The sequence below is a fragment of the Bacillus cereus group sp. BcHK124 genome, assembly GCF_027712065.1.
In the GTDB taxonomy this organism is placed as follows: domain Bacteria; phylum Bacillota; class Bacilli; order Bacillales; family Bacillaceae_G; genus Bacillus_A; species Bacillus_A pacificus.
On sequence record NZ_JAQFPJ010000001.1, the window covers coordinates 463,701 to 480,252 of the forward strand.

Sequence of the window (16,552 nt, forward strand, 5' to 3'; positions counted from 1 at the left end):
TCATTTTTATGTATATGTGAAAAAACGAGCAAGACGGGGGTGAAAGTGTGGGATATCGATGTTATAGAATGGTATACCATTTAGAAAATGGAGAAACAATTAAAGATGTAAAAGAATTTTGCTATCGAGACCAAGGAAAAGTGTTAGAAAGAGTAGCGCATCGTGTAATGGATAATAGAGAAGTGACGGCAATTGATAAGCAAGGAACGATCATTTCAATAGCATGTGAGGACATTGTAAAGGTGGAACTTGATTACATAACAGAAAGTTAACCTTGAGTCATATCGAATTATTCGATAAAATATACTGTTGAATGGTGAAGTGAGAAGAGAGGAGTTTATCATGGGTAGTACAAGACACTTTTATATGTTTATCTTAGCGTTTGTTCTTGTTGTGGCATTAACGATTTATTTAATTGTTGATAGCACTTGGTACAACACAGTTCATCCGGCGTTCCTTCTGTTTATGTATGTAGGAATTGCGGTAGTGAGTTTCGGAATGAGAGATGAGATGTTAGATCGCTTTGAAAAGTGATACATATACGAAAGACCAACAGGAAAATGTTGGTCTTTTTTTCTTGCCAAAAATAGGATGGTGTGTATATACTGTATATATAAGGTATATACAGTATATACACACTGGAGGAAAACATGAATATTATTATTTCGAATTCTTCCCAAGACCCTATTTATGTACAAATAAGAAAACAATTAAGCCAGCTTATTTTAAATGGTGGTTTAAAGGGTGGAGACCAATTACCGTCTATTCGTAGCTTAGCGAAGGAATTGCAAATTAGTGTAATTACAACGAAGCGTGCGTACGAGGAGCTTGAGAAAGAAGGATATATAGAAACTGTTGCTGGGAAGGGGACTTATGTTTCACGTAAAAATAATGAACTATTAAAAGAACAGCGGCTTCGCCTATTGGAAAGTAAAGCGGAAGAGATTGTGAATGAAAGTAAAGCGTTACAGCTTTCACTTGAAGATTTACAGCAGATGATAGCGTGTTTATATGAGGGGGAATAAAGGGTGTTAGAGCTAAAAAACGTATGTAAAAGCTATGAAGATTTTGCAGTGAAAAATATAAGTTTTACATTACCACGCGGATATATTATGGGATTTGTCGGACCGAATGGGGCCGGGAAAAGTACGACGATTAAAATGATTATGAATTTAATTAAAAAAGATAGTGGAGATATAAAAATTTTTGGCAAGGACAATAAGAAAGCCGAAAAGGAAATAAAACAAAATATCGGCTTTGTATATGATGAAAATCATTATTACGAAGATTTAACGTGCGAGCAAATGAAGCGTATTATTGCACCGTTATATAAAAAGTGGGATGAAGAGCAGTATCAATCGTATATGCATAGATTGCAAGTTCCGAAGTATAAAAAAATTAAAGAATTATCAAAAGGGATGAAAATGAAATTTGCGATTGCCATCGCGCTCTCGCACCACGCAGAATTTATCATCATGGATGAACCAACAGCAGGATTAGATCCAGTTGTTCGAAGTGAATTACTTGATATGTTGCAAGAAATTGTAATGGAAGATGAAGTATCGGTATTATTCTCAACGCACATTACAACAGATTTAGAGCGCATTGCAGATTATATTACGTTTATCAACGATGGAGAAATTATATTTACTGGTGAAAAAGAAGACTTGATGGAGAACTACGTAATCGTAAAAGGAAGTAATGATTTATTAGATCGAGAAGGAAAAGAACTATTTGTTGGATTACGAAAAAATAAATTTGGTTTTGAAGGTTTAGCGAAGGATAAACAAGCAATTATTGACTGGTTTGGAAATGAGGCTGTACTAGAAAAGCCTACATTAGATGATATTATCGTTTACACCGCGAAAGGGAGAAGTGCCTATGCGTCAGCTAATCTATAAAGATTTGTTCTTTTTTCGGGGGATATGGTTCGTATACTTTATTATACCCTTTATATTCTTTTTATTTGAACCCGGTGAGGGAATGCTGTTTCCTATGAGTTGTTTATTTATAACTCTTTCCTCAGTTATTATATTAATCATAATAGAAGAACGGAATACAAGTGACATTATGATTAATAGTTTACCGCTAAGTAGAAAAGATATCATAATTGCTAGATATATTTCCTGTGCAATATTCATTGTAGGGGGCATGATTTCTACTATGCTAGTTGTTTTTCTTATAAGAGGTATCGCTGTCATTGGTGATATTGGAGTTTATCATCCCAATTTATATATTGAAATTCCTTGGTATGTAGTAGTCAGAGGTGGTGTATATTCTTTAGTTTATATTACAGCATTATTCCCGAGTTATTATGGGACAAAATCAAAAATAGTACGTGGAATATTTACAGGTGGAGCCGCTGGAATAGGTGTTATTGTTGGAGTGTTTATTGGTGACGGAGAAAGCGCTACGGCATCATTCATTGAGTGGATTGTGAATCCATTACATATTTGTGTATTTGTAGTTGGATTCATTACATTAGTTAGTATTTATATCGCTTCTATGTTTCTTACAATTAAAATTTATGAAACGCGTGATTTATAGAGAGGAGAATTCATATGCAACAGTTGATTTTGAAGGAGTTTTTTTTACAGAAGAAGATGTTTCCTTTCTATTTTTTAATCCCTATTTTATCTATTTTTAAGGATTCCGTCGAACCAATGGGGATTGCAATAGGATTATTTATAACATGTAGTACGATTATATATATTTCTTTTTATTATGAAGAGAAAAGTAAAGCAGAAAAAGTATTAGTGAGTTTGCCTATAACGAGAAAAGAAATAGTTATAGCTAAATATATTTCAAGCACATTATTTATTATGGTTGGTTTGAGTGTAACTTTTATAGTCGTAATATTAGGAAATATTTTATTGGGCAGGGATATAGTCATGTCTGGATATGCAGTGTTTTCAGCGATAGTAGCAACTTTGATTTATTGTGTAGTAACGATACCGACTAATTACATTGGGGGATATAAAGTTATTACAGTCTTGAATTTGATTATGCTGTTTCCTTTAATAGGTATGATTGGTCTTATGTGCAATATTTTTGGTGATAAAACAATTATGTTAAAAGTACTTCACTTTCAAGAGGCTACACAAGCAATGAGTGTTCTTGGTATTGGAGTATTAGTGAGTATATTCATATCAATGTTCCTCTCAATGAAAATGTTTCAGCAGGCAGAGTTATAGAAGGGACATTTTCATATTAGGAGGTGCAATACATGATCAAGCAATTAGTTTTAAAAGATATGATGATGCAAAGAAAGTTAGGGTTTGTTTACCTTATATGTTTTTTGTTTCTGCTCATTGTTGATTTTAGTAGTGATAGTTTTTTGATGACATTTAGTATGTTTGTACCTGCTCTTGGCATGATACTGTCAATGAGTTATGAGGGGAAAAATAAAAGTGAACTGATAGTAAATAGTTTACCTTTTGACCGTAAAGATCTTGTCATAGGGAAATACATATTTGTAAGTATTTTAGTTGCTCTAGGTGGATGTTTCTCACTAGTGATTGGTTTCATGCAGCTACAAAATGAGCATATGACTGGATTTATGCTGTGGGGAGAAATTCTCGGAGGTATAACAGGTGGGTTTGTTTGTAGCATAATTGTACTTCCGATTGAATTCTCAGTAGGATATAGCAGTGCCAAACAAATTGCTCCGTTTGCCGGACTTGCATTGGGATATTTGAGTGGACTGATTGTAAGTAACGTTTGGTTAGATGTAGAAAATGCTTGGAACACGAGTCTAGTCGTAAATATTTGTTTTATAGCAGGATTGCTTTTTTTATATGTTATGTCTATGTTTTTCTCAATTCATTTGTACAATGAGCGTGATTTATAAGGAGGGAGCGATTGTGAAGCAACTAATTTTAAAAGATTTCATCATTCAATGGAAGTTTTTAATTTGGTACATACTGTATCCTGTTTTCTTTTATATGGCCTTAACAGATACGGAAAATCTGTTCATAATTATGTCCGTAATTATTACAATTGGAGCAACAGTAAAAACATTTGAAGCAGATAGTAAAAATGAGAGTGAAGTTATAGTAAATAGTTTACCAATATTGAAAAAACATATTGTATTTGCAAAATATATAGTAGCAATTATTATTCTTTTTATAAGCGTAACGGTCGGTTGTTTTACGATGGGAATGAAGAATGGGGTTAACCTATTTGAATTTATTGAAACGACAATGGTTGCTAGTATTAGCTTTATTTTAGTGTATTTAAGCTTTGTTCTACCAATATCCTTTTGGTTAGGGTATAAGAAAACTATTTTTATTACGATAGTAATATTCATGGCACCGATAGTTGTTTTAGAAGCTTTGTTTCAAATCAACTTGGAACAAATTCAACTATATAATAACGTGTTATTCATTAGTTCCATATGCATGTTCATAGTATCTATCTTCGTTTCAGTGAAATTGTATGAGAAGAGAGAATTTTAAAAGGTGCCTTATGTAAGGCACCTTCTTCAATAGCGACAATAGGAAAGTAAAAGTTTATAAACAGAGAGGCTATTCGGTACAACATCTTTTGGAGTATGTAATATAAAGCTGAAAACGATAACGAGAATAAGAAAGAGGAAAAATAAAAATAGGATCTGCTTATGTACGGAATTTTGCATATTATCCACTCCTTTTTTAGGTAGTATGTCCAAAAGAAAGGAGTGTATGAAACATTTTAGGAGGGGAGAATAATGAACAAAAGAAAATGGTTATATAGAATAGGGGTACTTTTCGCTTCAATCGGTCTCATATTAGCAAATTTTTATTCAGACATACCATCACCATTTCCTAATTTGCATAAAGGGATTGGTATAAGTATTGTCATAGTTGGTCTTCTTTGTCTTATCACATCAAACTTCTACAGAAAGTCCGAATGAATATAAAAAAGGACAGTTACTCTTTTTCAGAAGAACTGTCCTTTTTAAATAACGTATTCCATAGTTTGGCGATACTCCATATAATGACGATTGCAATGGAGGCAATAATGGACCAAACGATTGATATCATTTCAAGTGTCATGTTAGGAAGGAATGTGAGAATGGATACTACTTTATGAAACAACCATTCTATTATGTGAAAACTGATTTGTAATAGAATGACGATACTAAGTGTGATCCATGCTAACAGTTGCTTCCCTTTTTCTTTCCACATGACATTCACCTCACGTTAGCTTAATAGTTTTAAGCCAACAGCGCCGCATAGAATGCAGCTTAAGAAAGCAAGACGACGCCAATCCGCTGATTCGCGGAAAATAAGGATGCCTAGAAGTGCACTTCCGGCAGTTCCGATTCCAGTCCAAATCGCGTAAGCAGTTCCCATCGGTAATGTGTTCATCGCAAGGGATAAGAAGAAGAAGCTTACGCCGAAGTTAGCGATTAAAATAACTTTTGGTGCCCAGCCTTTCTTTTCAGTGGCTACTTTCATAAAGAGTACACCAATAATTTCACAAATACCAGCTAGAATTAAAAATACCCAAGCCATTTTATGCGGCCTCCTTCGCTTCTTTTTCTTCTGTTACTCGTTTTAAACCAATTACGCCAAAGAAGATTAAACCAATTAATAATACTTTTACGATAGAGAATGGCTCTCCGAAAACGAAAATTTCTGTAAGAACGATTCCGCCAGCTCCAATTCCAGTGAAGACTGCGTATACAGTACCAACAGGTAAATCTTTATAAGCTCTAAATAATAAGACGAAACTAATTGTAATTAATAACGCAACACCAGCCCATTCAAGTGGAGCCTCCGCGTGTTTTAATCCAATTACCCAAAAGATTTCAATAATACCAGCTAAGATTACATAAATCCATGCCATATGTCATTTCTCCTTCCTACCAGTCGTTAGGTAAAGGGCTTAAAACTGACGCATTGCAAAGGAGCAATCCGTCAGTTTGAAAGTCCACGCCAAAATACTTTCCAAGAAGCGTCTAAACGTGTCTCAAAACGATTTAAACCTGCGTATAGTAGTTCAACCATAAGACCGTCAAGTAAGCATAGAAAAGCCTCTAAGGCGTCTTTTACTTCAATGTTATGCAACTCATCTCGTTCGCTTGCTCTTTTAAATACAGGGAATAAAAGTTTTCCGACGTTTTCAATGTGTACATTTGCTTTATTAATAATTTGTTCGCGAAATGCATCAGGTGGAAAATAAGAAGTTCGTAACCAAAACATTGATTCTTCACTTTCACCAAATCGTTTTGCATAGCCCTTTAGTAACTGTAAGAGCAATTCTTCAGTAGACGAATTTGAAAACTTTTCGATATCGCCTGTGAAGCTCTGTAAATCTTTTTGAAGAGCGGATTCTAAGCATATAAAATATAGCTCTTCTTTTCCTTTAAAGTGTGCGTAAATTGATGGTTTTTTAATCCCGACTTCTTGAGCAATATTTGCTAATGAAGTTCCTTCGTAGCCGTAGCGTGCGAAATGAGAAAGTGCTACAGCTTTAATGCGGTTTGCTGTCATTTTCATCCCCTACCTACCGTTCGTTAGGTTTATTATATGCGAGTAAAAATATAAAGTCAATAGGTGAAGAGCTGAAAAAGAGCGCTATAGGTAACGCTCTTTTTAGACAGTATCTCGTTCAATTAAATGGAATGAAAGCTCTTTTGCGTTCCCGATAATTTGCTCGCTTTGGATTTGTTTATGGAATAAAGAAAACGCATGTGAGCCCATTTCGAGACCGGGATGTTCAATTGTTGAAATTTCTAACGCCTTTGAAATTTCATGATTATCAAATCCGAGGATAGCAAGATCTTCGGGTACTCGAAGACCTTGCTTTCGAGCCTCTGTTAATAAACCTGCTGCAACTTGATCGTTCGCTGTAAAAATAGCGGTTGGACGATTTTTCATGTTTAAAATACGATGGAGTATTTGTGCACCGTCTTGCATTGTATAGCATTGATGAAAAATCCATTCGGGATGTAACGTTTTGCCTTCGTTACGAAGTGTATCAGCAAACGCTTTTTCACGTTCCATAGAATTTACACTTGTTTTTCTTGCTAAGCAAATCCCGATTTTTTCATGACCTTTCTTGAGTAAATAGGCGGTGCCGAGACGGAAGCCTTCATAATGATCTACGTAGACAGATGAAATGAGGGGGTGGTGCATTTTTTCGCATGAAATAATAGGAGCAAATTTTGCGAAAGGTTCAATTTGTTCCCATGAACTCGTTCGAGAGCAAATAATCATCCCGTCGAATTGTTTCATTTTCATCATTTCCAGAACACGAATTTCTTCGATACTATCGTAATTCGTTTGACATAAATTAATGTGATATCCAGCTGCTAACGCTTCGTTACCGATTCCTTCAATAATGGTACTGAAGTATGGAAGGTTAATGAAAGGGAGCATAACACCGATCGTATATGTTTTTCCTTTTATTAAATGAATAGCATTTATATTTTTGGCATAGTTCAATTCTTCAACAGCATCTAGAACACGCTTACGTTTTTCTTCTTTTACGTAAGGGTGATTATTCAGGACGCGAGAAACAGTTGATATGGATACACCAGCGGTTTTTGCAATTTGTTTTATATTGGCCATATGTATCACCTCTTCCCCTTATTATAAAGGGAAAATAATAAGAATGAAAAAATCTTGACCTGAAAAGCTTTTCACAAACTATGGTATGAATAAGGCTTCTTTTTATTCGCGTAACCTTTTCACTTGGGCGTAAGAATGATAGAGGTCTTTTTGTTTGCAAAATAGTTTTGTCAAAATGTGTGAGAATAACGTGGAAAGTTTTCAAAGGTGGAGCTTGGTGGCGAAGCGAATATGAAGAGCATATAAACGCTTCGTTCGTTAAGAGGGCGGTATGAAAGGGCGGAAACAAATTGAAAAAAAGGATCATTTGTTTCGTGTTTTCTAGTTTCGTACTAAGTTCATGTTCGTTTCAGCAAACGATGCAAGAAGAAAAACACTTTGTGGGAACAACAGGGGGAGCTATGGATCGTGTTACGGATCCAATTCCGCTGAAGGAGCTTTCGAAATATTTTCCAGTGAAATTTAAAGTTCCGGCATTTTTACCGTATGACATTACGAGTGATGTGAAGGGGGAAGTCAGAACGATTGGAAAAAAGAAGGCTGTTGTCATGATTAAATATAAACAGCAGGAGTCAGGTAGAAATGAATATATTGAGTTAAATGTTGCGAACTTTCCTTATAGTTTTCCAGATCTCGTGGAAGAGAAGCGATTTCAAGAACAAATGAAATTGAATAATGGAGCATTCGCTTATTTTAAAAATAAGAATGACTCTGAGCGAGGAGATGAATTTGCTGCACTTATATGGAAAGAGAAAGGACTTGAATATCAGCTGCTGTATCGTAATGCACAAGAAAATGATAAAGATGTGATTAAGAAAAATTTAGTATACATTGCAAATAATATGGAATGAAAAAACTAGCTGAATCATTCAGCTAGTTTTTGTATGTTATTATTTCTTTTTAATTTTTCCAGTCCACGTTTTGAATCCACCTTGTAACTGGTAGAAATCTTTGTAGCCTTGTTTCTTTAAGTATTGAGCCGCACGACCAGTACGGAATCCGCTTTGACAGTATAAGTAAACTGGTTGATCTTTACGAAGTTCTTTATGACGAAGGCGAATTTGTGATAACGGAATGTTACGTGCGCCTAAAATATGCCCTGCAGTATATTCGTCTGCTTCGCGAATATCGATAAGCTGTGCTTTACGGTAGCCAGCGCGAAACTCTTCTTCTGAAAGTGTTGTAATTAATTTCTTCTGATAGAAATACATCCATACGGTATAACCGATGAACGCTACGATTACGGCTAATAAAATAATCCAAGTTGTTGACACGATTCTATCGCTCCCTTTTTTCTTATCCTACTTTCAATATTATAATGCCCGTATGTATTTATGCAACAGATTCATTTGTATATAAGAAGAAATTTCGTATTCTTTCACAAATTTTGTCGAATTTGGTAGACTAGAGAATGTGAAAAATAATTGGTTATATGAGGTGCAGGATGGGAAAAGAAAAATGGTGTTATATTAACTCTGGTCAATGTTCACCGGCATTTAATATGGCGTTAGATGAATGTTTATTAAATTGGCAAAGTGAAAAGAAAATGCCACCAACCATTCGTTTTTACGAATGGGAAGTACCAACATTAACAGTCGGGTATTTCCAACGTGTTGAAAAAGATATTAATATGGATGTAGTTAACGAAAAGAAATATGGATTCGTTCGTCGTCAAACAGGCGGCAGGGGTGTACTACATGATAAAGAATTAACGTACAGTGTTATTGTGTCTGAAGATCATCCAAATATGCCAAAAACAGTTACAGAAGCGTATCGTGTTATTTCGCAAGGTTTATTAGATGGTTTTAAAGCATTAGGGTTAGAAGCGTATTATGCAGTTCCAAAAACAGAAGCAGATCGTGAAAATTTGAAAAATCCACGCTCAGGCGTATGTTTTGATGCACCGTCTTGGTATGAAATTGTAGTAGAAGGAAGAAAAATCGCAGGTAGTGCGCAAACACGTCAAAAAGGCGTTATTTTACAGCACGGGTCGATTCCATTAGAAATAGATTTAGATGAGTTATATGATCTGTTTTTATTCCCGAATGAACGTGTGAAAGAACGTATGAAGAGTATGTTCTCTTCTAAAGCGGTAGCAATTAATGAATTAACAGACCGTACGTTTACAATCGAGCAGTTAATTAAAGCGTTTGAGGTTGGGTTTGAAAAAGGATTAGATGTAGAGCTTGTTCCGTATGAATTAACAGAAGAACAATTACGTGAAGTGCAAACGTTAGCAAAAGAAAAGTATGAAAGTAAAGAGTGGAATTATAAAAAATAAGAGATGGCAATTGCCACCTCTTATTTTTTTTATAGTAAATTAAGTACTTTTTCTACTTTGATTCCTTTATCTTGTAAAGAACGAAGGCGATTGACAACGTCCATAATTTCTTTGTCAAATGTAACGCTAATACCTTGGCTTTGTAATTCTTCTTTTAAGCTTTCAATAGAATCATCTATGTCGATGCCAAGCTCGTAATCTTGACAAACTTCAATTGTCTTTTTCACGAGTTTCACATAATTTTCTTGTAGTTTTGAATTTGTTTCAGTCAAAGCAGGTTGCTTCGGTTTTGCAGGCGCGACCGGCGTTGTCTCTTGCTTTGTAACTGGAGTTGGTACTTCTCGTTTCACAGGTGCTGGAGTAGATAATTCCACAGCTGCTTCTACACTTACTGGCTTCGGTGCCGGAGTAGGCTTAGGTGTTGGTGCTATAGCAGGTGTTTCCACACGTGTAACAGGCTTTGGAGCAGGTGTAACTGCTTTTGGAGCTTCTACAATTACTTCTTTTTTCGGAGTAGCTTCTACAACTGTTTCTTCTTGTTCAGCAGCCTCTTTATTTTCTTTACTCCACATAACGCGTTCTATTTCTAGAGAAACATTATTTTTGTTCATCGCTGTTAATGTAACTTTACCAACTTCAGCGTTTCCAGTGAAATCAACAATTTTATAAATAACACTCTTGTTCCAATCCACGTTTCCGCTCAAAAATAATTCTTCGTTACATTTCGGCGTTAAGCCCTCGATTTTAATTTCTGCGTTTACACCGTTTTCACTATATACCATAATTAGCGAAGCACTTACATCTTCGTCTGCTAACATTAGTTCACGTACCATTTTGCCGGTGCGTACTTGCGTTTTCTTCTTAACTGACATCTAATTTCTCCTCTCAAAAATTCAGTAATAATAAAAAAATCGTATAACGAAAAATAATTGCTCACGAAGATTTATGATACCGATAATAAAAGCATCACGTCAACAATTAACTTTAATTATTTTGCATTTTTCTTATTTTCTTTATGAAATTTTTCAATTTGTAAAATTAGACAGAAGAAAAACAGCCTTTTGAAGGGCTGTTAAAAATTTGATTTTTTGTATAGTAATTTATATAAAATGAAAAATAATATAGCAATTAAAGCATTTTGCCAAAAGGTTAGATGATAAATGAGATAAGGTTGTTTTTTAAAATAAATATTTAAGAATATAGCGGAACAAAACGGGATAGCAAATGCGAATCCAAATAGAATTCTTCTTTTCCAATTCATTTTCTGATTAAAGGAGTACCGCTTTAATAAATATAAAATAAATAGTATACCTAGTATAATTATTGAAACAGACAAAGTAGTTCCAAGGATACTAAAAGGTGGACTTATTATTTCGGTGTTCTTTTCAAAAAAGAAAATAAAAAGAGAAGCAATGGTGTCCATTCCAAACTGTATAGCGAGAAGTAAGCTAATAACAAAGCCGATTAAAGAAGTTTTTTCTAACATTGTTTGAACCGGCAAAGCCGATATGAGTTCATCACAATAAGATTGTAAGTCATCACCAAAAATGTCATAAGCATTTTTATTTTCTGTTTGTGCTTCGATGAGATGGTCTAATATTTCTAGTAATAGTTCTTCTACTTGTTGCTCTGGCACGTTAGATAAACGAAGATAAACTAACATATCGCTATAAGCAACTTCATTTTCAAGTGTTAGAAGTTCGCGTTTTTTGTTGTTCAATTTAATCATGTCTTGTGCATTCATCCTCATCACTCCCCCTGTAATAAATTGTTCACCGTTGTTGAAACCATTCCCCAGCTTTGTTTAAATTCTTCAAGCTGTTCTAATCCTTTATCCGTTACGTGATAATATTTTCTCTTTGGCCCAAGTGAGGAGGCTTTTAATGTTCCTTCAATCAATTTTTCTTTTTGCATACGTAACAATAACGGATATATGCTTCCTTCACTTACGAATGTAAATCCGTGTTTATTTAATTTTGTACTCAGTTCATATCCGTACACTTCTTCTTGTGAAATGATGTATAGGATGCAGCCTTCGAGTACACCTTTTAACATTTGGCTGTGCATGATTTCACCACCTTTTACTCAGGTAACTTGCTGTGCAAGGTAGCTGTTATCCAAATTGTAACATTCAGTAACTTGCAACGCAAGTTACTGAGGTGGAAAACTTTAATGCGTTTTAATTTTTCTATGTTCCCCATACTAACGAGAGGAGGGAAGCGTATGAAACCATTTATGCCAAAACTCGTTTACTTTGAACCGAAGGCACTTGAATATCCACTTGGAAAAGAGCTATATGAGAAGTTTACGAAGATGGGATTAGAGATTCGTGAAACGACATCCCATAATCAAATTCGAAATTTGCCGGGTGAAAATGATTTGCAAAAGTATCGTAATGCAAAAGCAACGCTTGTCGTTGGGGTGAGGAAGACATTAAAGTTTGATACGTCAAAACCGTCAGCTGAATATGCAATTCCGCTTGCAACAGGGTGTATGGGACATTGTCATTATTGCTATTTACAAACGACACTTGGGAGTAAGCCTTACGTTCGCGTGTATGTGAATCTTGATGAAATATTTGAGAAGGCACAGCAATATATGGATGAAAGAGCACCTGAAATAACAAGGTTTGAAGCTGCTTGTACATCAGATATCGTTGGGATCGATCATTTAACACATGCATTAAAGCGGGCAATCGAATTTATTGGAGAAAGTGAGCATGGGCGTTTACGTTTCGTTACGAAATATTCGCACGTTGATCATTTGTTAGATGCAAAACATAACGGGAAAACTCGTTTCAGGTTTAGTATTAATTCACGGTATGTGATTAAAAATTTTGAGCCGGGGACGTCACCCTTTGAAGAGCGTATTGAAGCAGCACGTAAAGTAGCAGGTGCTGATTATCCACTTGGTTTTATAGTTGCGCCACTTTATATGCATGAAGGATGGGAAGAAGGATACCGTGAATTATTTGAACGACTGTACAATGCACTAAAAGATTTGTCCATACCGAATTTAACATTTGAATTAATTCAACATCGCTTTACAAAACCAGCAAAAAAGGTCATTCAGGAGCGTTATCCGAGTACGAAGCTTGAAATGGATGAAGAGAAGCGTAAATATAAATGGGGACGATACGGCATCGGGAAATACGTATATAAAAAAGATGATGCAGAAGTATTGGAAGAAACAATAAGAGGTTATATACATGAGTTTTTTCCTGATGCAGAAATACAATACTTTACTTAAGAGGAGTCTGTATACAAATACAGATTCTTTTTTGTTTTATATATTTAGGCTTGTTTTCAACTTGTCACGTTATTCTTTCTGGTGTATCATTTTATTGATTGCTTCGTACGGAATGAGCAAAATGAAATTGGATGGAGGAAACCGATGCCTACCCCTAGTATGGAAGATTATATTGAACAAATTTATTTGTTGATTGATGAAAAGGGTTATGCCCGCGTATCTGATATTGCTGAAGCGCTGAGTGTACATCCATCCTCTGTAACAAAAATGGTGCAAAAATTAGACAAAGATGAATATCTAATTTATGAAAAATATAGAGGGCTTGTATTAACATCAAAAGGTAAAAAAATCGGAGAACGTCTCGTATACCGTCATGACTTGCTAGAGCAATTTATGCGTATTATCGGTGTGGATGAAAGTAAAATTTACAATGATGTAGAAGGAATTGAACATCATTTAAGCTGGGAAGCAATTGACCGCATTGGTGATTTAGTGCAATACTTTGAACAAGATGAGGTTCGAGTGGAAACCCTTCGTGGTGTTCAAAAAGCAAATGAAGAGAAAAGTAATTAAGGGGAACGTATGTCGTTTCCTTTTTTATTTCAACTGAAAAGGATGGGAGAATTATGAAAGCAATTATTTTTGATTTTGATGGATTAATTGTGGACACAGAAACAATATGGTTTCACTCTTTCAGAGACGCCGTTCGTGAGTATGGCGGGGAGTTACCTTTAGAAGAATTTGCAAAATGTATTGGAACGACAGATGATGTACTATATGCATATTTAAATGAGCAATTAAAAGAGAAGTTTAACAAGCATGTATTAAAAGAAAAAGTGAAAACTTTACATAAAGAGAAAATGAAAATAACAGAAGCTCGTGACGGGGTAAAAGAATACTTACAAGAAGCGAAAGAAATGGGATTAAAAATCGCATTAGCTTCTAGTTCATCTAGAGAATGGGTGATTCCTTTTTTGGAAGAGCTACAAATTCGAGATTATTTTGAAGTCATTAAAACGAGAGAAGATGTTGAAAAGGTAAAACCAGATCCAGCACTTTATCAAATTGCAATAGAAGAGTTAGGGATTGATCCGTCTGAAGCTGTTGTATTTGAGGATTCATTAAACGGATTGAAAGCAGCGATTGCGGCAGGGTTAACGTGCGTTGTTGTACCGAATGATGTAACACGGAATTTACCCTTTGAAAATCATCACCTTCGAATTGAAAGTATGAAAGATAAAAGTTTGAAAGAAGTGCTTCAAAGTATAAAAAAAGACCGTATTTCCTAAAAGGAAGCACGGTCTTTCTTTTTTGTCTTTTTACCTTCAATGACAGTTAAATGAGATTGTTTTCTTTTACGCTTCAAAGTGGAAGGAGTGCCTTTTTTCCCTTTGTCATTAGAAGCGTTTGATTTAAAGAAAGAATTGCTTAGGGGTGCTACATTTTGTTTCCCATGTTTGCGGCTCGATTGTTTTGCAGCACGCTTATATGAGCTTTGCGAATTTGCAGAACCACTAGAGTTTGTAAACATTTTGTAGAGTAAATAAAAGATACCAACGACAGCCAACATGATACCAATATTTCTTAACACTCCCATTGGATCTGTAATGACAGATGAAACAAGGCCGAATATTGCTAATCCGATAATAAGCACAAATATAGCGAAAGTAAACGAACGACCGTTCATAAGGAACACCTCCTAAAAACATATATTAAAATTAGTATATTAACGATGAGGAAAGGAGTTGAACACCATTTTTAAATAATTATTGTTTGTTTTCTAAACGTAATAATTCTTCAAACGATGCAATGGCTACTTCCACTTGATCATCTGTTGGTTCTTTCGTTGTTAATAGTTGTAGCCATAATCCGGGATATCCAAGTATGCGTAATACTGGAATATCGCGTAATCGATTCGTAAATTGTAACACTTCAAAAGAAATGCCGAGAACGACTGGAATTAATAAAATTCGGTTTACCACTCTGGCCCAAAGTGGATCTGTAGGGACAAGGAAATAAACAAACATTCCAATAATGACTGTAAATATAATGAAGCTACTGCCACAACGATAATGAAGGCGAGTTTGTTTTTGAACATTTTCTACAGTCAATGAAAGATTATTCTCATAGGCATTAATTACTTTATGCTCCGCACCATGGTACTGAAATACCCGCTTAATGAGTGGCGTTAAAGAAATAAAGTATATATAGCTCAATAATAGCATGAGCTTAATGACACTTTCGACAATGATTTGCCCTGTATGAGATGGGAAAATCGGTCTCGTTAATTCAGCTAGTAATGCAGGAACTGCTGTAAAAATGACTTTACCGAATATGAAAGATAAAACGCCAACAGCTGCAACTCCTAATACCATCGTTAACTTCGATTGTTCTTCTTTTTTATTTGCAATTTGTTCGTCTTCTTCTGGGTGAACATCAAATCGTTCTGAAGCAAAGTTTAAATGTTTTGCCCCGTTCGCGCTTGCATCCACAATAGCGGCAATCCCTCGTAAAAATGGAATTTTTTTTAGGATAGATAATGCTTTATTACGAACGCGCGGTAATCGATAAAATTCAATCGATTTATCTTTACGACGAACCGCTGTAACAGTATATTCTCTACCGCCAAACATAACTCCTTCTATGACTGCTTGCCCGCCATATATTTGTTTTGACTCTTCTGCCATGTTATTAACACCAACCTGTATTTGTTTCTCTCTTATGTAGAAAAAGAGGCAATTGTCATACTGGGTTCTGTCGTTTTGAAATAAGACAATCACCGAGTTTCCTTTATTTTATCGACAAATACAAGTAGATGACAAGGAAAAATGTTACGAGAGTCGGACATTTCTTATTCTTTTTATAGACAAATTTCGCAGTATTTAAACATGGTTCAAAATAGTTTCGGGCATACTATTGAGCGGAGGTGTCGATGTGAGTCAAGAACAATTAGGAACAAGGAATTTTGTACAAATTGGTTTATTTGGTGGACTGTTTTGGGGAGGGATATGGTATTTCCTTCATATATTTTCATTTACAGAAGCGGGGCCGAACTATTTACTTTTACCATTTGCCTTTGGAAGCTGGAAAGAAGGGGTATGGGGAAATGTGTCAGGAATTGTTTGTATGGGACTACTTTCGATTTTAATTGCCTTTTTGTATAAAGCGTTTTTGGCAAAGTTTGAAGGGATTCTTCCAGGGATGATTTATGGTCTATTTTGGTGGGCGTTACTATTTTTCGGAGTAGGGTTAATAGCACCTGCTATTAAAAGTGCACTCCATTTACCGAAAGAAACAATTGTGACGACAATATGCATCTTTATATTGTATGGTGTGTTTATAGCATACTCTGTTTCTTACGCAGTAAATACCAATAAAGCCGAGCGAGAAGGGGAAGAGAAGACAAACTATTCAAACAAGTAACTCCTATGTTAAAATGTTATATAGACATTTAATATTAAGG

At 35.2% G+C, this 16,552-nt stretch carries 26 protein-coding genes; 15 read left to right on the forward strand and 11 right to left on the reverse strand.

The window, feature by feature from the left end:
- Positions 1-68 precede the first annotated feature (68 nt).
- The 9 genes from PDK19_RS02510 to PDK19_RS02550 all read left to right on the forward strand — a co-directional run bounded on the left by PDK19_RS02510 (position 69) and on the right by PDK19_RS02550 (position 4,894).
- Positions 69-272 carry a DUF3929 family protein gene (locus PDK19_RS02510; protein WP_000262495.1) on the forward strand — a complete coding sequence of 68 codons (204 nt, stop codon included), beginning with the start codon at positions 69-71 and terminating at the stop codon, positions 270-272.
- Between the two features lie 70 nt (positions 273-342).
- Positions 343-534, forward strand: a complete 192-nt coding sequence (locus PDK19_RS02515) for a hypothetical protein (protein WP_000535935.1) — start codon at positions 343-345, stop codon at positions 532-534.
- A gap of 116 nt (positions 535-650) precedes the next feature.
- A complete protein-coding gene (locus PDK19_RS02520; RefSeq protein WP_001021351.1) occupies positions 651-1,025 on the forward strand; it encodes a GntR family transcriptional regulator in 375 nt (124 codons plus the stop codon).
- Between the two features lie 3 nt (positions 1,026-1,028).
- Positions 1,029-1,901, forward strand: a complete 873-nt coding sequence (locus PDK19_RS02525; protein WP_049114370.1) for an ABC transporter ATP-binding protein — start codon at positions 1,029-1,031, stop codon at positions 1,899-1,901.
- Complete coding sequence (locus tag PDK19_RS02530; protein WP_049114368.1) at positions 1,882-2,547, forward strand: ABC-2 transporter permease; 666 nt, start codon at positions 1,882-1,884, stop codon at positions 2,545-2,547. Before PDK19_RS02525 ends, PDK19_RS02530 begins: the two co-directional genes overlap by 20 nt.
- Before the next feature lie 14 nt (positions 2,548-2,561).
- Positions 2,562-3,194 (forward strand): ABC-2 transporter permease, encoded by a 633-nt coding sequence (locus PDK19_RS02535; RefSeq protein ID WP_270706537.1) that lies wholly within the window; start codon positions 2,562-2,564, stop codon positions 3,192-3,194.
- Between the two features lie 32 nt (positions 3,195-3,226).
- Positions 3,227-3,850: an ABC-2 transporter permease gene (locus tag PDK19_RS02540; RefSeq protein ID WP_270706539.1), complete on the forward strand. Its 624-nt coding sequence runs from the start codon at positions 3,227-3,229 to the stop codon at positions 3,848-3,850.
- Positions 3,851-3,860: 10 nt separating this feature from the next.
- Positions 3,861-4,457 carry an ABC-2 transporter permease gene (locus PDK19_RS02545; RefSeq protein ID WP_270706682.1) on the forward strand — a complete coding sequence of 199 codons (597 nt, stop codon included), beginning with the start codon at positions 3,861-3,863 and terminating at the stop codon, positions 4,455-4,457.
- Positions 4,458-4,708: 251 nt separating this feature from the next.
- Complete coding sequence (locus PDK19_RS02550; RefSeq protein ID WP_049114360.1) at positions 4,709-4,894, forward strand: hypothetical protein; 186 nt, start codon at positions 4,709-4,711, stop codon at positions 4,892-4,894.
- A gap of 16 nt (positions 4,895-4,910) precedes the next feature.
- Here the strand turns inward: PDK19_RS02550 and PDK19_RS02555 are convergent, their stop codons facing one another.
- From PDK19_RS02555 to PDK19_RS02575, 5 genes are all read right to left on the reverse strand, one after another.
- Positions 4,911-5,168 carry a DUF3975 family protein gene (locus tag PDK19_RS02555; protein ID WP_049114359.1) on the reverse strand — a complete coding sequence of 86 codons (258 nt, stop codon included), beginning with the start codon at positions 5,166-5,168 and terminating at the stop codon, positions 4,911-4,913.
- Between the two features lie 15 nt (positions 5,169-5,183).
- Positions 5,184-5,498: a DMT family transporter gene (locus PDK19_RS02560; protein ID WP_000312623.1), complete on the reverse strand. Its 315-nt coding sequence runs from the start codon at positions 5,496-5,498 to the stop codon at positions 5,184-5,186.
- A 1-nt stretch (position 5,499) separates the two neighbouring features.
- Positions 5,500-5,832, reverse strand: coding sequence for a DMT family transporter (locus PDK19_RS02565; RefSeq protein ID WP_000312349.1), 333 nt, complete (start codon positions 5,830-5,832; stop codon positions 5,500-5,502).
- Positions 5,833-5,903: 71 nt separating this feature from the next.
- Positions 5,904-6,485: a TetR/AcrR family transcriptional regulator gene (locus PDK19_RS02570; protein WP_041184139.1), complete on the reverse strand. Its 582-nt coding sequence runs from the start codon at positions 6,483-6,485 to the stop codon at positions 5,904-5,906.
- A gap of 96 nt (positions 6,486-6,581) precedes the next feature.
- A complete protein-coding gene (locus PDK19_RS02575) occupies positions 6,582-7,559 on the reverse strand; it encodes a LacI family DNA-binding transcriptional regulator (protein ID WP_001273957.1) in 978 nt (325 codons plus the stop codon).
- 314 nt (positions 7,560-7,873) lie between these two features.
- Between PDK19_RS02575 and PDK19_RS02580 the strand changes: the two genes are divergently transcribed.
- On the forward strand, positions 7,874-8,410 hold the full coding sequence (locus tag PDK19_RS02580) for a hypothetical protein (protein ID WP_041184575.1): 537 nt from the start codon (positions 7,874-7,876) through the stop codon (positions 8,408-8,410).
- Between the two features lie 39 nt (positions 8,411-8,449).
- Here the strand turns inward: PDK19_RS02580 and PDK19_RS02585 are convergent, their stop codons facing one another.
- Entirely contained in the window at positions 8,450-8,833 is a 384-nt protein-coding gene (locus PDK19_RS02585) for a rhodanese-like domain-containing protein (RefSeq protein ID WP_000108655.1), read from the reverse strand.
- Between the two features lie 170 nt (positions 8,834-9,003).
- Here PDK19_RS02585 and PDK19_RS02590 point away from each other — a divergent pair, with 170 nt between their 5' ends.
- Positions 9,004-9,840: a lipoate--protein ligase family protein gene (locus PDK19_RS02590; RefSeq protein ID WP_000514083.1), complete on the forward strand. Its 837-nt coding sequence runs from the start codon at positions 9,004-9,006 to the stop codon at positions 9,838-9,840.
- A gap of 29 nt (positions 9,841-9,869) precedes the next feature.
- Here the strand turns inward: PDK19_RS02590 and PDK19_RS02595 are convergent, their stop codons facing one another.
- From PDK19_RS02595 to PDK19_RS02605, 3 genes are all read right to left on the reverse strand, one after another.
- Entirely contained in the window at positions 9,870-10,712 is an 843-nt protein-coding gene (locus PDK19_RS02595; RefSeq protein ID WP_014893518.1) for a hypothetical protein, read from the reverse strand.
- 200 nt (positions 10,713-10,912) lie between these two features.
- Positions 10,913-11,584, reverse strand: a complete 672-nt coding sequence (locus tag PDK19_RS02600) for a DUF1129 family protein (RefSeq protein WP_014893519.1) — start codon at positions 11,582-11,584, stop codon at positions 10,913-10,915.
- Positions 11,585-11,589: 5 nt separating this feature from the next.
- Positions 11,590-11,907: a PadR family transcriptional regulator gene (locus PDK19_RS02605; protein WP_000556083.1), complete on the reverse strand. Its 318-nt coding sequence runs from the start codon at positions 11,905-11,907 to the stop codon at positions 11,590-11,592.
- A gap of 156 nt (positions 11,908-12,063) precedes the next feature.
- Here PDK19_RS02605 and splB point away from each other — a divergent pair, with 156 nt between their 5' ends.
- The 3 genes from splB to PDK19_RS02620 all read left to right on the forward strand — a co-directional run bounded on the left by splB (position 12,064) and on the right by PDK19_RS02620 (position 14,378).
- A complete protein-coding gene (splB, locus tag PDK19_RS02610) occupies positions 12,064-13,089 on the forward strand; it encodes a spore photoproduct lyase (RefSeq protein ID WP_049111141.1) in 1,026 nt (341 codons plus the stop codon).
- A gap of 144 nt (positions 13,090-13,233) precedes the next feature.
- The gene (gene mntR / locus PDK19_RS02615) at positions 13,234-13,662 is read left to right on the forward strand and encodes a transcriptional regulator MntR (RefSeq protein ID WP_001143073.1); all 429 of its coding nucleotides are present in this window, start codon (positions 13,234-13,236) and stop codon (positions 13,660-13,662) included.
- 53 nt (positions 13,663-13,715) lie between these two features.
- Positions 13,716-14,378 carry an HAD family hydrolase gene (locus PDK19_RS02620; protein WP_049111140.1) on the forward strand — a complete coding sequence of 221 codons (663 nt, stop codon included), beginning with the start codon at positions 13,716-13,718 and terminating at the stop codon, positions 14,376-14,378.
- On the opposite strand, the gene PDK19_RS02625 is transcribed toward PDK19_RS02620, so the two are convergent.
- Positions 14,375-14,776 (reverse strand): SA1362 family protein, encoded by a 402-nt coding sequence (locus PDK19_RS02625; protein WP_061661232.1) that lies wholly within the window; start codon positions 14,774-14,776, stop codon positions 14,375-14,377. The genes PDK19_RS02620 and PDK19_RS02625 overlap by 4 nt on opposite strands.
- A gap of 79 nt (positions 14,777-14,855) precedes the next feature.
- Complete coding sequence (locus PDK19_RS02630) at positions 14,856-15,776, reverse strand: DUF1385 domain-containing protein (RefSeq protein ID WP_000807112.1); 921 nt, start codon at positions 15,774-15,776, stop codon at positions 14,856-14,858.
- Between the two features lie 247 nt (positions 15,777-16,023).
- Here PDK19_RS02630 and PDK19_RS02635 point away from each other — a divergent pair, with 247 nt between their 5' ends.
- On the forward strand, positions 16,024-16,512 hold the full coding sequence (locus PDK19_RS02635) for a YqhR family membrane protein (protein WP_000076898.1): 489 nt from the start codon (positions 16,024-16,026) through the stop codon (positions 16,510-16,512).
- Positions 16,513-16,552 lie beyond the last annotated feature (40 nt).

What these genes read in the sequence shown, in the direction of transcription:
- PDK19_RS02510 (WP_000262495.1), top strand. Translation starts at nt 69, where the DNA reads ATGGTATACCATTTAGAAAATGGAGAAACAATTAAAGATGTAAAAGAA.
- PDK19_RS02515 (WP_000535935.1), top strand. Translation starts at nt 343, where the DNA reads ATGGGTAGTACAAGACACTTTTATATGTTTATCTTAGCGTTTGTTCTT.
- PDK19_RS02520 (WP_001021351.1), top strand. Translation starts at nt 651, where the DNA reads ATGAATATTATTATTTCGAATTCTTCCCAAGACCCTATTTATGTACAA.
- PDK19_RS02530 (WP_049114368.1), top strand. Translation starts at nt 1,882, where the DNA reads ATGCGTCAGCTAATCTATAAAGATTTGTTCTTTTTTCGGGGGATATGG.
- PDK19_RS02535 (WP_270706537.1), top strand. Translation starts at nt 2,562, where the DNA reads ATGCAACAGTTGATTTTGAAGGAGTTTTTTTTACAGAAGAAGATGTTT.
- PDK19_RS02540 (WP_270706539.1), top strand. Translation starts at nt 3,227, where the DNA reads ATGATCAAGCAATTAGTTTTAAAAGATATGATGATGCAAAGAAAGTTA.
- PDK19_RS02550 (WP_049114360.1), top strand. Translation starts at nt 4,709, where the DNA reads ATGAACAAAAGAAAATGGTTATATAGAATAGGGGTACTTTTCGCTTCA.
- PDK19_RS02555 (WP_049114359.1), bottom strand. Translation starts at nt 5,168, where the DNA reads ATGTGGAAAGAAAAAGGGAAGCAACTGTTAGCATGGATCACACTTAGT.
- PDK19_RS02560 (WP_000312623.1), bottom strand. Translation starts at nt 5,498, where the DNA reads ATGGCTTGGGTATTTTTAATTCTAGCTGGTATTTGTGAAATTATTGGT.
- PDK19_RS02565 (WP_000312349.1), bottom strand. Translation starts at nt 5,832, where the DNA reads ATGGCATGGATTTATGTAATCTTAGCTGGTATTATTGAAATCTTTTGG.
- PDK19_RS02570 (WP_041184139.1), bottom strand. Translation starts at nt 6,485, where the DNA reads ATGAAAATGACAGCAAACCGCATTAAAGCTGTAGCACTTTCTCATTTC.
- PDK19_RS02575 (WP_001273957.1), bottom strand. Translation starts at nt 7,559, where the DNA reads ATGGCCAATATAAAACAAATTGCAAAAACCGCTGGTGTATCCATATCA.
- PDK19_RS02590 (WP_000514083.1), top strand. Translation starts at nt 9,004, where the DNA reads ATGGGAAAAGAAAAATGGTGTTATATTAACTCTGGTCAATGTTCACCG.
- PDK19_RS02595 (WP_014893518.1), bottom strand. Translation starts at nt 10,712, where the DNA reads ATGTCAGTTAAGAAGAAAACGCAAGTACGCACCGGCAAAATGGTACGT.
- PDK19_RS02600 (WP_014893519.1), bottom strand. Translation starts at nt 11,584, where the DNA reads ATGAATGCACAAGACATGATTAAATTGAACAACAAAAAACGCGAACTT.
- PDK19_RS02605 (WP_000556083.1), bottom strand. Translation starts at nt 11,907, where the DNA reads ATGCACAGCCAAATGTTAAAAGGTGTACTCGAAGGCTGCATCCTATAC.
- splB (WP_049111141.1), top strand. Translation starts at nt 12,064, where the DNA reads ATGAAACCATTTATGCCAAAACTCGTTTACTTTGAACCGAAGGCACTT.
- mntR (WP_001143073.1), top strand. Translation starts at nt 13,234, where the DNA reads ATGCCTACCCCTAGTATGGAAGATTATATTGAACAAATTTATTTGTTG.
- PDK19_RS02620 (WP_049111140.1), top strand. Translation starts at nt 13,716, where the DNA reads ATGAAAGCAATTATTTTTGATTTTGATGGATTAATTGTGGACACAGAA.
- PDK19_RS02625 (WP_061661232.1), bottom strand. Translation starts at nt 14,776, where the DNA reads ATGAACGGTCGTTCGTTTACTTTCGCTATATTTGTGCTTATTATCGGA.
- PDK19_RS02630 (WP_000807112.1), bottom strand. Translation starts at nt 15,776, where the DNA reads ATGGCAGAAGAGTCAAAACAAATATATGGCGGGCAAGCAGTCATAGAA.